Annotated in this window: 19 protein-coding genes; 9 read left to right on the top strand and 10 right to left on the bottom strand. The window is 60.3% G+C overall.

Annotation, left to right across the window (positions count from 1 at the left end):
• Nucleotides 1-2 precede the first annotated feature (2 nt).
• From rsmD to CQ009_RS00245, 4 genes are all read right to left on the bottom strand, one after another.
• Nucleotides 3-617: a 16S rRNA (guanine(966)-N(2))-methyltransferase RsmD gene (gene rsmD, locus CQ009_RS00260; protein WP_105704581.1), complete on the bottom strand. Its 615-nt coding sequence runs from the start codon at nucleotides 615-617 to the stop codon at nucleotides 3-5.
• The gene (locus CQ009_RS00255; RefSeq protein WP_064388065.1) at nucleotides 617-2,107 is read right to left on the bottom strand and encodes a pitrilysin family protein; all 1,491 of its coding nucleotides are present in this window, start codon (nucleotides 2,105-2,107) and stop codon (nucleotides 617-619) included. The genes rsmD and CQ009_RS00255 overlap by 1 nt, the downstream gene beginning before the upstream one ends.
• Nucleotides 2,100-3,455, bottom strand: coding sequence for a pitrilysin family protein (locus CQ009_RS00250; protein WP_008077830.1), 1,356 nt, complete (start codon nucleotides 3,453-3,455; stop codon nucleotides 2,100-2,102). The genes CQ009_RS00255 and CQ009_RS00250 overlap by 8 nt, the downstream gene beginning before the upstream one ends.
• A 152-nt stretch (nucleotides 3,456-3,607) precedes the next feature.
• On the bottom strand, nucleotides 3,608-3,802 hold the full coding sequence (locus tag CQ009_RS00245; protein ID WP_025112092.1) for a hypothetical protein: 195 nt from the start codon (nucleotides 3,800-3,802) through the stop codon (nucleotides 3,608-3,610).
• On the opposite strand from CQ009_RS00245, the gene ftsY reads away from it, so the two are divergent.
• The 4 genes from ftsY (at nucleotide 3,801) to rpoH (ending at nucleotide 8,013) form a co-directional block, all read left to right on the top strand.
• Complete coding sequence (ftsY, locus tag CQ009_RS00240) at nucleotides 3,801-5,354, top strand: signal recognition particle-docking protein FtsY (protein WP_105704580.1); 1,554 nt, start codon at nucleotides 3,801-3,803, stop codon at nucleotides 5,352-5,354. The genes CQ009_RS00245 and ftsY overlap by 2 nt on opposite strands.
• Nucleotides 5,351-6,022, top strand: coding sequence for a cell division ATP-binding protein FtsE (gene ftsE / locus CQ009_RS00235; RefSeq protein ID WP_003229148.1), 672 nt, complete (start codon nucleotides 5,351-5,353; stop codon nucleotides 6,020-6,022). The genes ftsY and ftsE overlap by 4 nt, the downstream gene beginning before the upstream one ends.
• A complete protein-coding gene (gene ftsX / locus CQ009_RS00230; RefSeq protein ID WP_064388067.1) occupies nucleotides 6,019-7,044 on the top strand; it encodes a permease-like cell division protein FtsX in 1,026 nt (341 codons plus the stop codon). Before ftsE ends, ftsX begins: the two co-directional genes overlap by 4 nt.
• A 114-nt stretch (nucleotides 7,045-7,158) precedes the next feature.
• A complete protein-coding gene (gene rpoH / locus CQ009_RS00225) occupies nucleotides 7,159-8,013 on the top strand; it encodes an RNA polymerase sigma factor RpoH (protein ID WP_007913617.1) in 855 nt (284 codons plus the stop codon).
• Between the two features lie 180 nt (nucleotides 8,014-8,193).
• Here the strand turns inward: rpoH and mtgA are convergent, their stop codons facing one another.
• A complete protein-coding gene (gene mtgA / locus CQ009_RS00220) occupies nucleotides 8,194-8,916 on the bottom strand; it encodes a monofunctional biosynthetic peptidoglycan transglycosylase (protein ID WP_007913618.1) in 723 nt (240 codons plus the stop codon).
• Nucleotides 8,917-8,990: 74 nt separating this feature from the next.
• On the opposite strand from mtgA, the gene CQ009_RS00215 reads away from it, so the two are divergent.
• From CQ009_RS00215 to CQ009_RS00195, 5 genes are all read left to right on the top strand, one after another.
• Entirely contained in the window at nucleotides 8,991-9,371 is a 381-nt protein-coding gene (locus CQ009_RS00215; RefSeq protein ID WP_064388068.1) for a DUF423 domain-containing protein, read from the top strand.
• A 71-nt stretch (nucleotides 9,372-9,442) separates the two neighbouring features.
• Nucleotides 9,443-9,643 carry a sulfur carrier protein ThiS gene (gene thiS / locus CQ009_RS00210; RefSeq protein ID WP_161806642.1) on the top strand — a complete coding sequence of 67 codons (201 nt, stop codon included), beginning with the start codon at nucleotides 9,443-9,445 and terminating at the stop codon, nucleotides 9,641-9,643.
• A 60-nt stretch (nucleotides 9,644-9,703) separates the two neighbouring features.
• Nucleotides 9,704-10,498, top strand: coding sequence for a thiazole synthase (locus CQ009_RS00205; RefSeq protein WP_007913621.1), 795 nt, complete (start codon nucleotides 9,704-9,706; stop codon nucleotides 10,496-10,498).
• A 9-nt stretch (nucleotides 10,499-10,507) separates the two neighbouring features.
• The gene (gene trmB / locus CQ009_RS00200) at nucleotides 10,508-11,233 is read left to right on the top strand and encodes a tRNA (guanosine(46)-N7)-methyltransferase TrmB (protein WP_064388069.1); all 726 of its coding nucleotides are present in this window, start codon (nucleotides 10,508-10,510) and stop codon (nucleotides 11,231-11,233) included.
• 175 nt (nucleotides 11,234-11,408) lie between these two features.
• Nucleotides 11,409-12,197 carry a hypothetical protein gene (locus tag CQ009_RS00195; RefSeq protein WP_105704579.1) on the top strand — a complete coding sequence of 263 codons (789 nt, stop codon included), beginning with the start codon at nucleotides 11,409-11,411 and terminating at the stop codon, nucleotides 12,195-12,197.
• A gap of 123 nt (nucleotides 12,198-12,320) precedes the next feature.
• Here CQ009_RS00195 and CQ009_RS00190 read toward each other — a convergent pair whose 3' ends face one another.
• From CQ009_RS00190 to CQ009_RS00170, 5 genes are all read right to left on the bottom strand, one after another.
• A complete protein-coding gene (locus CQ009_RS00190) occupies nucleotides 12,321-12,869 on the bottom strand; it encodes an RNA 2'-phosphotransferase (RefSeq protein WP_064388071.1) in 549 nt (182 codons plus the stop codon).
• Between the two features lie 121 nt (nucleotides 12,870-12,990).
• A complete protein-coding gene (locus CQ009_RS00185; protein WP_064116274.1) occupies nucleotides 12,991-13,314 on the bottom strand; it encodes a DUF3392 domain-containing protein in 324 nt (107 codons plus the stop codon).
• A 22-nt stretch (nucleotides 13,315-13,336) separates the two neighbouring features.
• Entirely contained in the window at nucleotides 13,337-14,542 is a 1,206-nt protein-coding gene (hemW, locus tag CQ009_RS00180) for a radical SAM family heme chaperone HemW (protein ID WP_064388072.1), read from the bottom strand.
• Entirely contained in the window at nucleotides 14,539-15,135 is a 597-nt protein-coding gene (rdgB, locus tag CQ009_RS00175) for an RdgB/HAM1 family non-canonical purine NTP pyrophosphatase (RefSeq protein ID WP_064116272.1), read from the bottom strand. The genes hemW and rdgB overlap by 4 nt, the downstream gene beginning before the upstream one ends.
• The gene (locus CQ009_RS00170; RefSeq protein WP_064388074.1) at nucleotides 15,132-15,566 is read right to left on the bottom strand and encodes a DUF4426 domain-containing protein; all 435 of its coding nucleotides are present in this window, start codon (nucleotides 15,564-15,566) and stop codon (nucleotides 15,132-15,134) included. Before CQ009_RS00170 ends, rdgB begins: the two co-directional genes overlap by 4 nt.
• Nucleotides 15,567-15,573 lie beyond the last annotated feature (7 nt).

The following is a 15,573-nucleotide window of genomic DNA, read 5'->3' as shown; positions in this document are numbered from 1 at the left end:
GGTTAACCGGCGATCTCTGCCATACGTTGCCACAAGGCGTAGTGCACTCGCCCGGATTTCTGCTCGCGGTGCAGGCGCCAGTTGCCCGGCAGGCCGAGAATCGAGGGTGCCGTCTCGCTTTCAGTGTAGATCCAAGAATCCGGCGCCAGCCACTGACGCTCTTCAAGCAAGGTGCACACGGCCGGCAGCAGGTTCTGGTTGAACGGCGGGTCGAGGAACACCAGGTCGAACGGTGTTGCGGTCTGGGTTTCCAGATAACGCAGCGCATCGGCGGTCTGTACCTGACCGTTGGTGCAGCGCAGGGTGCCGAGGTGTTCTTTCAGGCTGGAGACGGCAATGTTGCTGGCATCCAGCGCCTGGCCCATGGCCGCGCCACGGGACAACGCTTCGAGAAACAGCGCGCCGCTGCCGGCGAACGGGTCGAGCACCTTGGCCCCTTCAACGTACGGCGCGAGCCAGTTGAACAGGGTTTCACGCACGCGATCCGGCGTCGGGCGCAGGCCAGGTGCGTCGGGGAAGCTCAGCTTGCGGCTGCGCCATTGGCCGCCAATGATGCGCAACTGGTTCACACCGTTGTGAACGTTGTGCGCAGGTTTTTTAGGAGAACGAGTTGCCATTAATGCTCCGGAACCCCGAGCGGTTGCTCGGCAGGTTTATCAGAAGGGGCCGGTAACGGCTTTTGCGGCACGGTTGGACCCGCGGTGACGATGACCATTTTGTCCGTGCTCAGGTGTTTGTTCAGGGCGTCGCGGACTTGTTCCACGGTCAGGCTTTGCGACTGACGCATGAAGTCGTCCAGGTAGCTCAGCGGCAGATTATAGAAGCCCATCGCCCCGAGTTGGCCGACGATATCGGCATTGCTTGCGGTCGACAGCGGGAAGCTGCCGGCCAGTTCGCGCTTGGCGTCGTCGAGTTCTTTCTGCGTCGGCCCGGTTTTCAGGTAGTCGGCGAGTACGTCCTGCACCAGTTTCAGGGTGCCTTCGCTCATTTCCGCACGGGTCTGCAGATTGATCATGAACGGGCCACGCGCCTGCATCGGGCTGAACGCCGAGTACACGCCATAGGTCAGGCCGCGCTTCTCGCGCACTTCGCTCATCAGGCGCGTGCCGAAACCGCCGCCACCGAGGATCTGGTTGCCCATCGACAGCGCCGCGTAATCCGGATCGTCACGGTCGATACCGAGTTGCGCGAGCATCAGGTTGGTCTGCTTCGACGGAAACTCGATGTGATTAACGCTGGCCTTCGGTTCCTGCGGCTGAGCGATCTTCGCCAACGCCGGCCCTTTCGGCAGGGCCGAGGAGACCTGATTGGCAATTGCCTCGGCTTCCGCGCGCGACAGATCGCCGACCAGCGCGATCACCGCGTTGCCGGCCGCGTAGGCCTTGGCGTGGAATTCACGCAATTGCGCGAGGGTGATCTTCGGTACGCTCTGCGGATTACCGTCGCTGGAATGCGCGTACGGGTGATCGCCGTACAGACGCTTCATCAGCTCAAGGCTGGCGAGTTTGCCGGGGTTCTGTTTCTGGTATTCGAATCCGGCGAGCATCTGGTTCTTGATGCGTGCGAAGGAGTCGGCGGGGAAGGTCGGTTTGCCGATGACTTCCGAGAACAGCTTCAAGGCCGGTTCGCGTTTGTCGGCAGCACTCAGGCTGCGCAACGAAGCCAGCGCCATGTCCTTGAAAGCACCGTTGCCGAAATCCGCACCGAGACCTTCAAAGCCCTGCGCGATGGCGCCGACGTCTTTGCCGGCAACACCTTCGTTGAGCATCGCATTGGTCAGCACCGCCAGGCCCGAGGCGCTGCCGTCCTGGCTGCTGCCGGCGGCGAAGATCAGGCGCATGTCGAACATCGGCAGTTCGTGGGCTTCGACGAACAGCACTTTGGCGCCTTCGGCGGTGCTCCAGGTCTGCACGTCGAGCTTGCGGCTGGCCGGGGCTTTGCCGTCGAGTTCGGTGAGTGATTGCAGCTTCTGGCTGGACTTGGCGTTGTCGAGGGCTTCACTGGCTTTGCTGTCAGCACTTGGCGACAGATAGAAAGCCGTCGAGCCGATCACCGCAATGGCGATCAGGCCGAGCAGCATCAGGCGTGGGGATTTGCGCTCACTCATGAGTCGTCTCCAGTGGCAGGACGTGGGCGACGCTGAGACGTTCGCGGGTGAAATACAGCTTGGCGGCGTTCTGGATGTCTTGCGGGGTCACGCTTTCCAGATCGGCGAGTTCGGTGTCCATCAGTTTCCACGACAGGCCGACGGTTTCCAGTTGACCAATCGCCGTGGCCTGGCTGGTGATCGAATCGCGTTCGAAGACCAGACCGGCAATCACTTGCGCACGTACGCGCTCCAGTTCTTCGGCGGACGGCGCGGTGGTTTTCAGCTGTTCGAGCAGTTTCCACAGACCGGCCTCGGCTTGCGCCATGGTCTTTTTCTTCTGCGTGTTCGGCGTTGCCGACAAGGTGAACAGGCTGTCGCCACGGGTGTAGGCGTCGTAGTTCGACGAACCGCCGGAGACCAGCTCTTCGCCGCGCTCCAATTGCGTCGGGATGCGCCCGCTGTAACCGCCGTCGAGCAGTGCCGAGATCAGGCGCAGGGCGTTGACCGAGCGTTTGTCTTCAGCCGTGGCAATGCTTGGTACGTTGAAACCGAGCATCAGGCTAGGCAATTGCGTCTGCACATGCAGGGTGATCTGGCGTTCGCCCGGTTCAGCCAATTCCAGTGGTTTTTTTGCCGGCGGCACGTCGCGCTTGGCGATCGGGCCGAAATAGCGTTGGGCGAGGGTTTTGACTTCGTCCGGGGTGACGTCGCCGACCACCACCAGTGTGGCGTTGTTCGGCACATACCAGGATTGATACCAGTGGCGCAGCTCTTCGACCTTCATTCGGTCGAGGTCAGCCATCCAGCCGATGGTCGGCGTGTGGTAGCCGCTGGCCGGATAGGCCATGGCCTTGTAGCGCTCGTAAGCCTTGGACATCGGCTTGTCATCGGTGCGCAAGCGGCGCTCTTCCTTGATGACTTCGATTTCCTTGGCGAACTCGTCGGCCGGCAGACGCAGATTGGCCATGCGGTCGGCTTCCAGTTCAAACGCCACGCCCAGACGGTCACGGGCCAGCACCTGGTAGTAAGCAGTGAAGTCGTCGCTGGTGAAGGCGTTCTCTTCAGCACCGAGATCGCGCAGGATCAGCGACGCTTCGCCGGGGCCGACTTTCTCGCTGCCCTTGAACATCATGTGCTCAAGCGCGTGGGACAGACCGGTCTGGCCCGGGGTTTCGTAACTGGAACCGACCTTGTACCAGACCTGCGAGACCACCACGGGCGCGCGATGGTCTTCGCGCACGACGACCTTGAGGCCGTTGTCGAGGGTAAATTCGTGGGTCGGTTGCGGGTCGGCCGCCAGGGCCGAAAGGGGCAGGCAGACTGTGCTGAGCAGCAGGCCTGCAGCGCGGCGGGCTAGAGCATTCATTCGTTTTTTAACCTGTTGGGCTGCCCGCTTGGTCTTAGCGTCGGCGGGCGAGAGGGTGCTAGGATACTGATCCGTTTTACTGGCGGCCACGCCTATCAAGCCACTGATCGGTCGATAGGTTGTATGGGTTCCCGGAAGAAGCTTTGAGTTTGTCAGCTAAACTCTGCGTTTTCGCCGACGATGCCGTTCCAGTCCTTCGTATTAATCGACCTTTGAGGTGCCTGTGGCGCCTCGACAAAATGTTGCGCGTGAACAAGCTGGATGAAACACAGTCTGTTCTGCATCGAATATTTATTTGCCGGGGCGCCCTTATGGCGCGTCGCTACCGTGAGATAGCCGTCCTCCATGTTTGGTTCCAACGACGACAAGAAGACCCCAGCTGCGGCTGGCGAGAAGAAAAGCCTGTTCGGATGGCTGCGTAAGAAACCGCAGGAACCCGTCGTCGAACAGCCGCCCGCGATTCCTGAGCCTGCTCCGGAACCTGCTCCGGTTATAGAAGAAGAGCCGGCACCGATTGTCCTGCCGATTGCCGAGCCGGTGTTGCAACCGGTTGAGCCAGAGCCGGAGCCTGAAATGCCTGTAGCGGCTGAACTGCCGCTGACCCCGGCGGCCGAGCCGTGGCTGACCTTGCCGGTGGCGGAAGAGCCGGTGGCGTTGGTTGAAGAGGCTGCGCCGCACGTTACGCCAGTGATCCCTGCGCCTGCTGCGTTTGTGCCTGAAGTGGCGCCGGCGTCAGTGGTTGAGCCGATCATCGAGCCTGCGCCCGTTGTGGCTGAAGCTGCTCCTGAAATTATTGCGCCTGAGCCTGTTGCTCCGGTCGTTGTTGCTCCTGTTGCTCCAGTCGTGCAACAGCCCGAGCCGGCACCGGCACCGGCACCGGCACCTGCTCCCGTAGTTGCCGCTCCAGTCGTGCCGGTCGAAGTGGTTGCCGAAGCCTCCATCGAAGCCCCGCGCACCGAAGAAACCAAAGCCGGCTTCTTCGCCCGTCTCAAGCAAGGCCTGTCGAAAACCAGCGCCAGCATCGGCGAGGGCATGGCCAGCCTGTTTCTCGGCCGCAAAACCATCGACGACGATCTGCTCGATGACCTCGAAACCCGTCTGCTCACCGCCGACGTTGGTGTCGAAGCCACTACGCAGATCATCCAGCGCCTGACCCAGAAGGTCGCCCGCAAAGAGCTGGCCGACGCCGACGCGCTGTACAAATCCCTGCAGGCCGAACTGGCCGCGATGCTCAAACCGGTCGAACAGCCGCTGAAAATCGCTTCGCAGAACAAACCGTTCGTGATTCTGGTGGTCGGCGTCAACGGCGCCGGCAAAACCACCACCATCGGCAAACTGGCGAAGAAACTGCAACTGGAAGGCAAGAAAGTCATGCTCGCCGCCGGTGACACTTTCCGCGCCGCAGCTGTTGAGCAGTTGCAGGTCTGGGGTGAGCGCAACAAGATTCCGGTGATCGCCCAGCACACCGGCGCCGACTCGGCTTCGGTGATCTTCGACGCCGTGCAGGCGGCCAAGGCCCGTGGCATCGACGTATTGATCGCCGACACCGCCGGTCGTCTGCACACCAAAGACAACCTGATGGAAGAACTGAAAAAGGTTCGCCGGGTCATCGGCAAGCTCGACGCCGACGCGCCGCACGAAGTGCTGCTGGTGCTCGACGCGGGTACTGGCCAGAACGCCATCAACCAGGCCAAGCAATTCAACCAGACCGTCGAACTGACCGGTCTGGCGCTGACCAAGCTCGACGGTACCGCCAAGGGCGGGGTGATTTTCGCCCTGGCCAAGCAGTTCGGCTTGCCGATCCGCTACATCGGCGTCGGTGAAGGCATCGACGACTTGCGTACCTTTGAAGCCGAACCCTTTGTCCAGGCACTGTTTGCCGAGCGGGAGCGTTCATGATTCGTTTCGAACAGGTCGGTAAACGCTACCCGAACGGTCACGTCGGCTTGCATGAGCTGAGCTTTCGAGTCCGCCGTGGCGAGTTCTTGTTTGTCACCGGCCACTCCGGTGCCGGTAAATCCACCTTGTTGCGCCTGTTGCTGGCGATGGAGCGTCCGACCAGCGGCAAACTGCTGCTGGCCGGGCAAGACCTGAGCACGATCAGCAACGCGCAGATTCCGTTCCTGCGCCGGCAGATCGGCGTGGTGTTCCAGAATCACCAGTTACTGTTCGATCGCACCGTGTTCAACAACGTTGCCTTGCCGCTGCAGATTCTCGGGCTGTCCAAGGCCGAAATCGCCAAACGTGTCGATTCGGCGCTGGAGCGCGTGGCGCTGTCGGATAAAACCGATCTGTACCCGGGCGATCTGTCCACCGGTCAACAACAGCGTGTCGGCATTGCCCGCGCCATCGTTCACCGCCCGGCCTTGCTGTTGGCGGACGAACCGACCGGTAACCTCGACCCGCGTCTGGCGGCGGAAATCATGGGCGTGTTCGAAGATATCAATCGGCTGGGCACCAGCGTGCTGATCGCCAGTCACGACCTGGCGCTGATCGCGCGCATGCGCCACCGTATGCTCACCCTGCAACGTGGCCGATTGATCGGCGACGGGGAGGCCGGGGTATGAGTGCGACACGCAGTCCCAAGGTTTCCGAGCGCGTGGCCCCGAAAGCCGCCGATCCGCAGCCGCCGAAGAAGAAAAAGCACGACGATGACGATGGCCCGGATTTCGCCACACTGTTTCGTGCGTGGATCGAAAGCCATCGCGCCAGTCTGCTCGACAGCCTGCGTCGTCTCGGCAAGCAGCCGATCGGCAGCTTCTTCACGTGCATGGTGATGGCGGTGGCGTTGAGCCTGCCGATGGGGCTTTCGCTGTTGCTCAACAACGTCGAGCGTCTCGGCGGTTCGTGGCAGCGAGCGGCGCAGATCTCGCTGTACCTGCAACTCGACGCCAGCCCGCAGCAGGGCGAATCGTTGCGTGAGCAGATCAAGGGCATGCCCGGTGTAGCTGATGCTGAATATGTCGGCCGCGATCAGGCGCTGGAAGAGTTTCAGCAGCAGTCCGGGCTGGGTGAAGCCCTGCGCGAGCTGCCGGAGAACCCGTTGCCGGGCGTGGTGCTGGTCACCCCGAACGAAGTCGACAAGCCGACCCTGGAAGCATTAAGACAAAAACTTTCCGAGCTGCCCAAGGTACAACAGGCGCAACTTGATCTAGTCTGGGTCGAGCGTCTGGCCGCCATCCTCAAGCTCGGCGATCGTTTTGTCTTCGGTTTGACGGTGCTTTTGGTTTCTGCATTACTTTTGGTGATAGGCAATACCATTCGTCTTCATATTGAAAACCGCCGCACCGAGATAGAAGTGATTAAACTCGTCGGCGGCACTGACAGCTATGTGCGACGTCCCTTCCTTTATATGGGTGCGTTGTATGGCTTCGGTGCGGGACTGTTGTCCTGGGGTGTATTGGCGTTCGGCCTGAACTGGCTGAACGACGCGGTGGTTGGGCTGGCCGGCTTGTACGGCAGTGATTTCGCGCTGGCCGGAGTGCCAGTTGCCGACGGTCTGTCGCTCTTGCTTGGCGCGGTGCTGTTGGGTTATATCGGTGCATGGATTGCAGTCGCACGCCATCTCAGGGAGCTGGCGCCGAAGTAGAATCTTTTTTGCGCGTGATTGACCTCGCGGTTTTTTGGGAACTTGTACTTGAGTTTCCGGTCAATTTTTCGCAGTGCCGAGAGGCACGAGTATGTAAGTGGGAGGTTTTTTCGTATGACCAATTCTTTGCAACCTGCGTATGCGTTGGTTCCGGGTGCGAACCTGGAAGCTTACGTGCACACCGTCAACAGCATTCCATTGCTGACGCCGGAGCAGGAGCGTGAACTGGCCGAGAGTCTCTACTATGAGCAGGATTTGGGGGCGGCTCGGCAGATGGTGCTCGCCCACCTGCGTTTTGTCGTACACATTGCCCGTAGCTATTCCGGCTACGGTCTGGCTCAGGCTGACCTGATCCAGGAAGGTAACGTCGGCCTGATGAAGGCCGTTAAGCGCTTCAACCCGGAAATGGGTGTGCGTTTGGTGTCGTTCGCCGTGCACTGGATCAAGGCGGAAATTCACGAGTTCATCCTGCGCAACTGGCGCATTGTGAAAGTCGCGACCACCAAGGCCCAGCGCAAGCTGTTCTTCAACCTGCGCAGCCAGAAGAAACGTCTGGCGTGGCTGAACAACGAGGAAGTCCACCGTGTGGCGGAAAGCCTCGGCGTCGAGCCGCGTGAAGTGCGCGAGATGGAAAGTCGCCTGACCGGCCATGACATGGCCTTCGACCCGGCTGCTGAAGCCGACGACGACAGCGCTTTCCAGTCGCCGGCCAATTACCTGGAAGACCACCGGTACGACCCGGCCCGTCAACTGGAAGATGCCGACTGGAGCGACAACTCCAACAGCAATCTGCACGAAGCACTGGAAGTGCTGGACGAACGCAGCCGCGACATCCTCTACCAGCGCTGGCTGGCAGAAGAGAAAGCCACGCTGCACGACCTGGCGCAGAAGTACAACGTGTCGGCCGAGCGGATCCGTCAGCTCGAGAAGAGCGCGATGAACAAGCTCAAGTTGTCGATCGCCGCCTAACCGGCGAGCAGGCAATAAAAAACGCCCCGATCAGCGATGATCGGGGCGTTTTCATTTCTGCTTCGCCACAAACCAATGTAGGAGTGAGCCTGCTCGCGATAGCGGTGTGACAGTCAGCATTGCCGTCACTGATGTACCGCTATCGCGAGCAGGCTCATTCCTACATTTAGATCCTCGGTGTTATCGAGACCAAGGCGCTCGCCGCGAATCATTCAGCCCCAGCAAATAACTATCCCCACCCAACTGACTCATCTGCTGCCGAATCCACCCGGCCCGACGCGACACATAAGCGGTCGGATGGCTGGCACTCCAGACGCGTGGGTTTGGCAGTACGGCAGCCAGATAACTCGCCTGCTGCCGGGACAGCGACTTCGCGCTCACGCCAAAGTGATGGCGGGCCGCAGCCTCGGCACCAAACACCCCGTCATCCCACTCGACGCTGTTCAGGTACACCTCAAGAATCCGCTGCTTGGGCCAGAACACTTCGATCAGCGCGGTAAACCACGCCTCCAGACCTTTACGCAGATAACTGCGACCGGCCCAGAGAAACAGGTTCTTCGACACTTGCTGACTCAAGGTGCTGGCGCCGCGAATTGAACCGCCGAGTTCGTTGTGGGCCAGCGCTGCCTGGATCGCACTGAAGTCAAAACCCCAGTGCTCAGGAAATTTCTGATCCTCGCCAGCCATCACCGCTACCTTGAGATCATCGGAGATCTCGTCCCACGGCTTCCAGGTTCGCTGCAGATCAATCGGCTCGCCATCGACCCAGGATTCGACCTTGCGCTCGACCATCAGCGCCGTGCCCGGCGGCGGCACGAAGCGAAACACCAGCACCAGCAATACGCTGCCGCCCGCGAACCAGAGCAGGGCCTTCGTGAGACGACGGAAAATAGTACGCAGCATAGAGATGGCTTGGCCGAACCCGTGGAGCGGGCCATTATACAGACCCTGCCGATCGAGTCTGACTGGAGTTCCCCATGCTGCGTGGCTTTTTGATGCTGGCCGCTTTTTTCGGTTTCACCGGAGTCGCTTTGGGCGCATTCGCTGCCCATGGTCTGAAAAACCGCCTGACGCCGGAGTATCTGGCGATTTTCCACACCGGCGTTACCTATCAATTGGTGCACACCCTGGCACTGTTCGGTGTGGCGCTGTTGGCCACGCAGATACAAGGGCGACTGGTTGCTTGGGCTGGCGTGTCGTTCGCCGCCGGCATCCTGCTGTTCTCCGGCAGCCTGTACGTGCTGACCATGACCGGTATCAGCAAGCTTGGCATCATCACCCCGTTCGGTGGCCTGGCGTTTCTGGCCGGTTGGGTTTGCCTCGGGCTGGCCGCCTGGCGCTTGCAACCAACCGCTTGACGCTTGGTGCTGACCTTTAGGTCATGATCGGGCTAGAATGCCTGCCCCTAAAAATGATGGCGGCGTTGCGCATGCGCATTCAGTTGAACGGCGAATCCCTTGAACTGCCCGACGGCGAGACCGTTGCGGCCCTGATCACTCGTCTGGAACTGACCGGACGTCGAGTGGCAGTCGAACTCAATCTGGATATCGTCCCGCGCAGCCAGCATGCCGTCACCACGCTCAACGACGGCGACAACGTCGAAGTCGTGCACGCCATCGGCGGCGGCTGACCGGGCGGCCCGTACGGGCACAGAATTCTGCAAGACCCTCACCCCTAAAGAGGATTCCCCATGAGCATCGTTCGTAGCGACAAGCCTTTTGTTCTGGCCGGTCGTACTTACCAGTCGCGTTTGCTGGTTGGTACCGGCAAGTACCGTGACATGGAAGAAACCCGTCAGGCCATCGAAGCCTCGGGTGCCGAGATCGTCACCTTCGCCGTGCGCCGCACCAACCTGGGCCAGATCGAGGGCGAGCCGAACCTGCTCGATGTGCTGTCGCCGGAGCGCTACACCTTCCTGCCGAACACCGCCGGTTGCTACGACGCCATCGAAGCCGTGCGCACCTGCCGCCTGGCCCGTGAGCTGCTCGACGGCCACAACCTGGTGAAGCTGGAAGTACTGGCTGACCAGAAGACCCTGTTCCCGAACGTCATCGAAACCCTCAAGGCCGCCGAAACGCTGGTCAAAGAAGGTTTCGACGTGATGGTCTACACCAGCGATGACCCGATCATCGCCCGGCAACTGGCGGAAATCGGCTGCATCGCAGTGATGCCGCTGGCCGGCCTGATCGGTTCCGGCCTAGGGATCTGCAATCCGTACAACCTGCAGATCATCCTCGAAGAAGCCAAGATTCCTGTGCTGGTCGATGCCGGTGTCGGTACTGCGTCCGATGCGACCATCGCCATGGAATTGGGTTGCGATGCGGTGCTGATGAACTCGGCCATCGCCCACGCCCAGCAGCCGGTGATGATGGCTGAAGCCATGAAACACGCCATCGTTGCAGGCCGTCTGGCCTACCTCGCTGGCCGTATGCCGAAAAAACTCTATGCCAGCGCCTCTTCGCCGCTGGATGGTCTGATCAAGTAAGAGCCATTGATGACTGAATCGAACGACACGCCTATCCAGACGGAAGAAGGCGACGAGCGCCAACACCGCCGCATCAAGAGTTTCGTGATGCGCGCCGGGCGCATGACCGAAGGCCAGCAACGCGGTCTGGATCAGGGCGCGCCGCTGTACGTGCTGCCGCTGGCCGACGCGCCGGTGGATTACGATCAAGTGTTCGGCCGTTCGGCACCGCGCTCGCTGGAGATCGGTTTCGGCATGGGCCACTCGCTGCTGGAAATGGCCGCGGCGGCACCGGAGCAGGATTTCATCGGCGTTGAAGTGCACCGTCCGGGTGTCGGCGCGCTGCTCAATGGCGTGCTGACTCAGGGCCTGACCAACCTGCGGGTCTACGATTGCGACGCGATCGAAGTGCTCAACCGCTGCATCGCCGACAACAGCCTCGATCGCCTGATGCTGTTTTTCCCGGATCCGTGGCACAAGAGCCGTCACCACAAGCGTCGTATCGTTCAGGCCTCGTTCGCTGAACTGGTGCGCAGCAAGTTGAAGGTCGGCGGAATTCTGCACATGGCCACCGACTGGGAACCGTACGCCGAATACATGCTGGAAGTGATGAACGTCGCCCCGGGCTACCGCAACCTCGCCGAAGACGGCAAATGCGTACCGCGCCCGGCCGAACGCCCGATCACCAAGTTCGAACGCCGCGGCGAACGTCTTGGCCATGGCGTGTGGGATCTGAAGTTCGAAAAACAGTCCTGAGTCCTAGGCAATACCCCCTGTAGGAGCTGCGGCACGCTGCGATCTTTTGATCCTGATTTTCAAGATCAAAAGATCGCAGCGTGCCGCAGCTCCTACAGTTGTTTCTGGAGTTTGCTCAAGTTTGGCTATGATCCGCCGAAAGCTCGAGGCCCCCATTTGTAAAGGACGACAAATCTTGAAAGCCATTTTTGCCTGCACGCTGGTTCTGGGTCTCATTTGTTGCGCAGCGTGCGAACGGGTAGTCAGCCCCGAGGAATACTTCGCGAGTGCGCAGAGAACGGCGGCAAAGATCGAGCGCGACGCCAATGACCGGATCAAGCGTGAGGCCGCCGGGGAAAGCGTGCAATACACCCCTGAACAGTTGCGCGTTGCCGAAGGTGATCTCGAGGCTCTTGTGGACAACCTCAAGCATGCGTCGGGCGGCGGGCACACGCTGGCCACCTATGTTCTGGCCAGCCTGCAGGACAACCCGATGTTTTCCGAGCAGACGCGCTTACAGACCTGTGGTCTTTATCAGCGGGCCATGGATGATGGATTGTTAGCGGCTGCGGTGGGCTATTACCATTTGTGCGACAAAGCGTATGAACGATTTGATGCGCAAAATCCTGATCATTTGAAATTCTTGCAGTCTCTCGAGCAGTTGCTGCTCAAGCCTGATACGCATGCTGACGACTATCCGTTGCAGGCCAAACGTTCGCTGTGTTTCGAAGAACACGGGGCGCCTGCCGGCAAGGTCGGGCCGATGGCCGCCATGCGAGCTCGCGCAGCTGGCTTGGTATTGTCCGAAGACCAGTTTCGGGCTGAGGCCTACTACATACTCGCGTTGACTCGTGTGAACGGCAGCGATATGCGCGACAGCGGCAATATCGAACACTTCGATAAAGCGATAGCGCTGGGCTGCAAGGATTCCGTTGGCCTCAAGGCGATCCTTCAGGCGCAGAGCCGCTTATCGAAGAATCATTGAACCAAGGCCCAATAGTGGGAGCGAGCCTGCTCGCGAAAGCGGTCTGACAATCAACGATGTTGTTGGATGTTAAGACGCCTTCGCGAGCAGGTTCGCTCTCACAGTTGTTTGTGTATTAGGAGATTACAAGGGCGCAAGAAATCGAGCGGGCACCTGCTCTGTCAACCAGACGCCATTTTCGGCCTGATAGAACTTGAAGCCTTCTTCCAGCATCTGCTGCGTGGCGACTGCGAGCACCACTACGCTGCCGTAGCGTTGACCTACGGAAGTGGCAGTGGCGATCTCTTCCGAAAGATGCACGTGATGGCGTGATCCAGGGATCAAACCTTGTTCATTGATCGAATCGAGAAAACGCGTCGCGGTGCCGTGATACAGCGTTTGCGGTGGGGGTTTCTCGTCGAACTGTAACTCGACAGTCTTCGTCGAGTGGCCCTGAACAGCGCGGATGCACAAGCCGTCAGTAGAAATGGCAAAACGCTTTTTGTCGCTACTTGCCACCACCGTTTCAATCAAATCGCGATCGAGGTTACGACCGTCACGCGCAGCGCCATTAATCAGTGCGTCGATATCTGCCCAGCCATCCGAATCCAGCGTAAGACCAATCGCTTGAGGCTCGTGACGCAACACGAAGCTGAGAAACTTGCTTGTTTCGTCCAGCGTTTTTTTACTCATGAACGTCCCTGACTAACAGTAAAAAAGGAAGAACCACGCGCTGTAGGAGCTGCGGCACGCTGCGATCTTTTGATCTGATCGTTCCCACGCGAAGCGTAGGAACGCCCAATCGGCTGGCAAGTCAGCGGCGATCAGCAACCACCCCGATCAGCACCAGTACCACCAGCAGCACCGGCGCCAGGCTGTAGTTGTTGAACTGGCTCAAACCCTTGACCACCCAAGGCGTGGCATAGATCAGCGCCGCGCCGCTGCCGATCACGCACAGCAGCGACATCAGCGGTACGCGCAAGGCGCCGGCGATGCTGCCCAGACGTTGCTCGACCCAGCCTTTGAAGTCAGCGCCGAACAGCACCAGCAGGCAGCCGACCAGCGCCAGGGCGATTTCCGAGAGGTTGCTGCGGCTCCAGCGGGAGACGGTGGCGAGCAGGTCGAGTATCAAATCCATGCGTTTTCCCTTAGCACTGAAATCAGTTCAGAAATTGTTGCAGCAAATCGTTGAGGAACAGCTGTCCGCGCTCGGTGGCCGCCAGACGTGACGGTTCGACCTGCAACAGACCGCTTTGTTCTGCCGCTGCCCGGCCCTCGGCGAGGCTTTCCAGTGACAGGCCAGTGCGCTGCGGATACAGGCGCGATTCGACGCCTGCGGTCAGGCGCAAAGCGTTCATCAGAAACTCGAACGGCATCTCGTCATTGCTCAGCGCTTTTTCGCCAGCCTGAAAGCTTTTCGCCGGATTCAGGTAGTCCTTTGGCAAACGGGTCTTCCAGGTACGCACGATGCGTCCGTCCGGATGGCTCAGCTTGCCATGCGCACCGGCGCCAATGCCGATGAAGTCGCCAAAACTCCAGTAATTGAGGTTATGCCGCGCCGGGCGCCCGGCCAGGGCATAAGCCGACACTTCGTATTGCGCGTAACCGTGCTCGGCCAGCAGCGCCTGCCCGGCTTCCTGAATGTCCCACAGCGTATCGTCCTCCGGCAGCACTGGCGGCTGGTTCCAGAACACGGTGTTCGGTTCCAGTGTCAGCTGATACCAGGAGATGTGCGTCGGATTCAGCGCGATGGCCTGACGCAGATCGCTCAAGGCATCGTCCAGCGATTGATCGGGCAAACCGTGCATCAAGTCGAGGTTGAAGTTATCGAACCCGGCCTGACGCGCCATGCCGGCCGCACGTACCGCTTCGTCACCGTTGTGAATCCGCCCCAGCGCCTTGAGTTTTTCCTGCTGGAAGCTCTGGATACCGATCGACAGGCGATTGATCCCCAGCTTGCGGTACGCGACGAACTTCTCCTGCTCGAAGGTGCCCGGATTGGCTTCCAGGGTGATTTCGATGTCACCGGCAAACGGAATGCGCTGCTCGACGCCTTCGAGTAAACGCCCAAGGGCTTCGGCGCTGAACAGGCTCGGCGTGCCGCCACCAAAGAAGATCGAGCTGATTTCGCGGCCGTAAACAGCGTGCAGATCCTGATCGAGATCGGCCAGCAAGGCGTCGACGTATTCCTGCTCCGGCAACACCGGGCTTGCGGTGTGCGAGTTGAAATCGCAATACGGGCATTTGCGCACACACCACGGGATGTGGATGTACAGCGCCAAGGGCGGCAGCGTCGGCAGCGGCGCCCGAGGCGAAGAAGCGGCGCCGCCGACAATCAGCGACGACGCAGAAGAGGCACGGGTCATTTCAAGCCCAGACGCTGGCGCAGCAGATCCATTGCTCGGGCGCGGTGGCTGATCTGGTTCTTGTCGGCCGGGCTCAGTTCAGCGCTGGACACGTCGCGCTCCGGCACCCAGAACAGCGGGTCATAACCGAAACCGTGCTCGCCGCTGGCAGCGGTCAGAATCCGTCCGTGCCACAGGCCTTCGCAGAGGATTGGCAGCGGATCATCGGCGTGGCGCACCAGCGCCAATACGCAGACGAACTGCGCGCCGCGCTCTGCTTCCGGGACGTCTTTCAAGGCATCGAGCAGTTTCGCGTTGTTCGCCGCATCGCCTTTGCCATCGGCATAGCGCGCCGAATAGATGCCCGGCGCACCGCCGAGGAAATCCACCGCCAGACCCGAGTCATCGGCCAGCGCCGGCAGCCCGGAAATGCGCGCAGCGTTGCGTGCCTTGAGGATCGCGTTCTCGACGAACGACAGACCGGTTTCTTCCGGCTCGACCTTGCTCCACTCGCCAATCGAGCGCAGTTGCACCGAGTCGCCGAGCATGGCCTGGAGTTCTTTGAGTTTGCCGGCGTTATGGCTGGCCAGTACGAGCTGCTTGATGTTCATCATTCGCCGGGAAAGAGTTCTTGGTTGAAATTGATGGTGTTGATCTTGTCGCCGTTCTGCACCTTGATTTCAAAGGTGCGGGTTTCCTGCTGTTCCACCGGATACTGGGCGATGTAGTAGATCGCGCCCTGTTCGGTGATCTGGCGGAAATTCAGCGGCACGCTGTTGCTGGTCAGGTCTTTGACCGTGCCGGTGACGTTGGCGATCAACGGTTTGCCGTCCTTGATTACCGAGACATTGATCACGCCCTGATGCTTGCTGCGGATCAGCTCCGCGGCCTTGGCGATGTCCGGTTGCAGGAACGTCGAGTTGAAGGTGTTGTAGTGCACCGTGACGTCGCCAAAGGTTTCCTTGCGTTCGCCCTTGATGACGTCGGCCGCCAGAGCGCTGGCGCTCAGGCAGGCAGTCAATAACAACAACGCTAAACGACCCATGATCGTC

The sequence above is a fragment of the Pseudomonas sp. MYb2 genome, from assembly GCF_002979955.1.
Taxonomy (GTDB): Bacteria; Pseudomonadota; Gammaproteobacteria; order Pseudomonadales; family Pseudomonadaceae; genus Aquipseudomonas.
The sequence above is the reverse complement of the archived record's forward strand: the minus strand, read 5'-3'. Positions and strand labels throughout refer to the sequence as shown.

Coding starts and splice junctions, on each gene's coding strand:
- CQ009_RS00245 (WP_025112092.1), bottom strand. CDS start 3,802: ATGGAGGACGGCTATCTCACGGTAGCGACGCGCCATAAGGGCGCCCCG.
- rpoH (WP_007913617.1), top strand. CDS start 7,159: ATGACCAATTCTTTGCAACCTGCGTATGCGTTGGTTCCGGGTGCGAAC.
- trmB (WP_064388069.1), top strand. CDS start 10,508: ATGACTGAATCGAACGACACGCCTATCCAGACGGAAGAAGGCGACGAG.
- CQ009_RS00170 (WP_064388074.1), bottom strand. CDS start 15,566: ATGGGTCGTTTAGCGTTGTTGTTATTGACTGCCTGCCTGAGCGCCAGC.
- CQ009_RS00250 (WP_008077830.1), bottom strand. CDS start 3,455: ATGAATGCTCTAGCCCGCCGCGCTGCAGGCCTGCTGCTCAGCACAGTC.
- mtgA (WP_007913618.1), bottom strand. CDS start 8,916: ATGCTGCGTACTATTTTCCGTCGTCTCACGAAGGCCCTGCTCTGGTTC.
- CQ009_RS00215 (WP_064388068.1), top strand. CDS start 8,991: ATGCTGCGTGGCTTTTTGATGCTGGCCGCTTTTTTCGGTTTCACCGGA.
- CQ009_RS00185 (WP_064116274.1), bottom strand. CDS start 13,314: ATGGATTTGATACTCGACCTGCTCGCCACCGTCTCCCGCTGGAGCCGC.
- hemW (WP_064388072.1), bottom strand. CDS start 14,542: ATGACCCGTGCCTCTTCTGCGTCGTCGCTGATTGTCGGCGGCGCCGCT.
- ftsX (WP_064388067.1), top strand. CDS start 6,019: ATGAGTGCGACACGCAGTCCCAAGGTTTCCGAGCGCGTGGCCCCGAAA.
- CQ009_RS00255 (WP_064388065.1), bottom strand. CDS start 2,107: ATGAGTGAGCGCAAATCCCCACGCCTGATGCTGCTCGGCCTGATCGCC.
- rsmD (WP_105704581.1), bottom strand. CDS start 617: ATGGCAACTCGTTCTCCTAAAAAACCTGCGCACAACGTTCACAACGGT.
- rdgB (WP_064116272.1), bottom strand. CDS start 15,135: ATGATGAACATCAAGCAGCTCGTACTGGCCAGCCATAACGCCGGCAAA.
- ftsE (WP_003229148.1), top strand. CDS start 5,351: ATGATTCGTTTCGAACAGGTCGGTAAACGCTACCCGAACGGTCACGTC.
- CQ009_RS00190 (WP_064388071.1), bottom strand. CDS start 12,869: ATGAGTAAAAAAACGCTGGACGAAACAAGCAAGTTTCTCAGCTTCGTG.
- thiS (WP_161806642.1), top strand. CDS start 9,443: ATGCGCATTCAGTTGAACGGCGAATCCCTTGAACTGCCCGACGGCGAG.
- CQ009_RS00205 (WP_007913621.1), top strand. CDS start 9,704: ATGAGCATCGTTCGTAGCGACAAGCCTTTTGTTCTGGCCGGTCGTACT.
- ftsY (WP_105704580.1), top strand. CDS start 3,801: ATGTTTGGTTCCAACGACGACAAGAAGACCCCAGCTGCGGCTGGCGAG.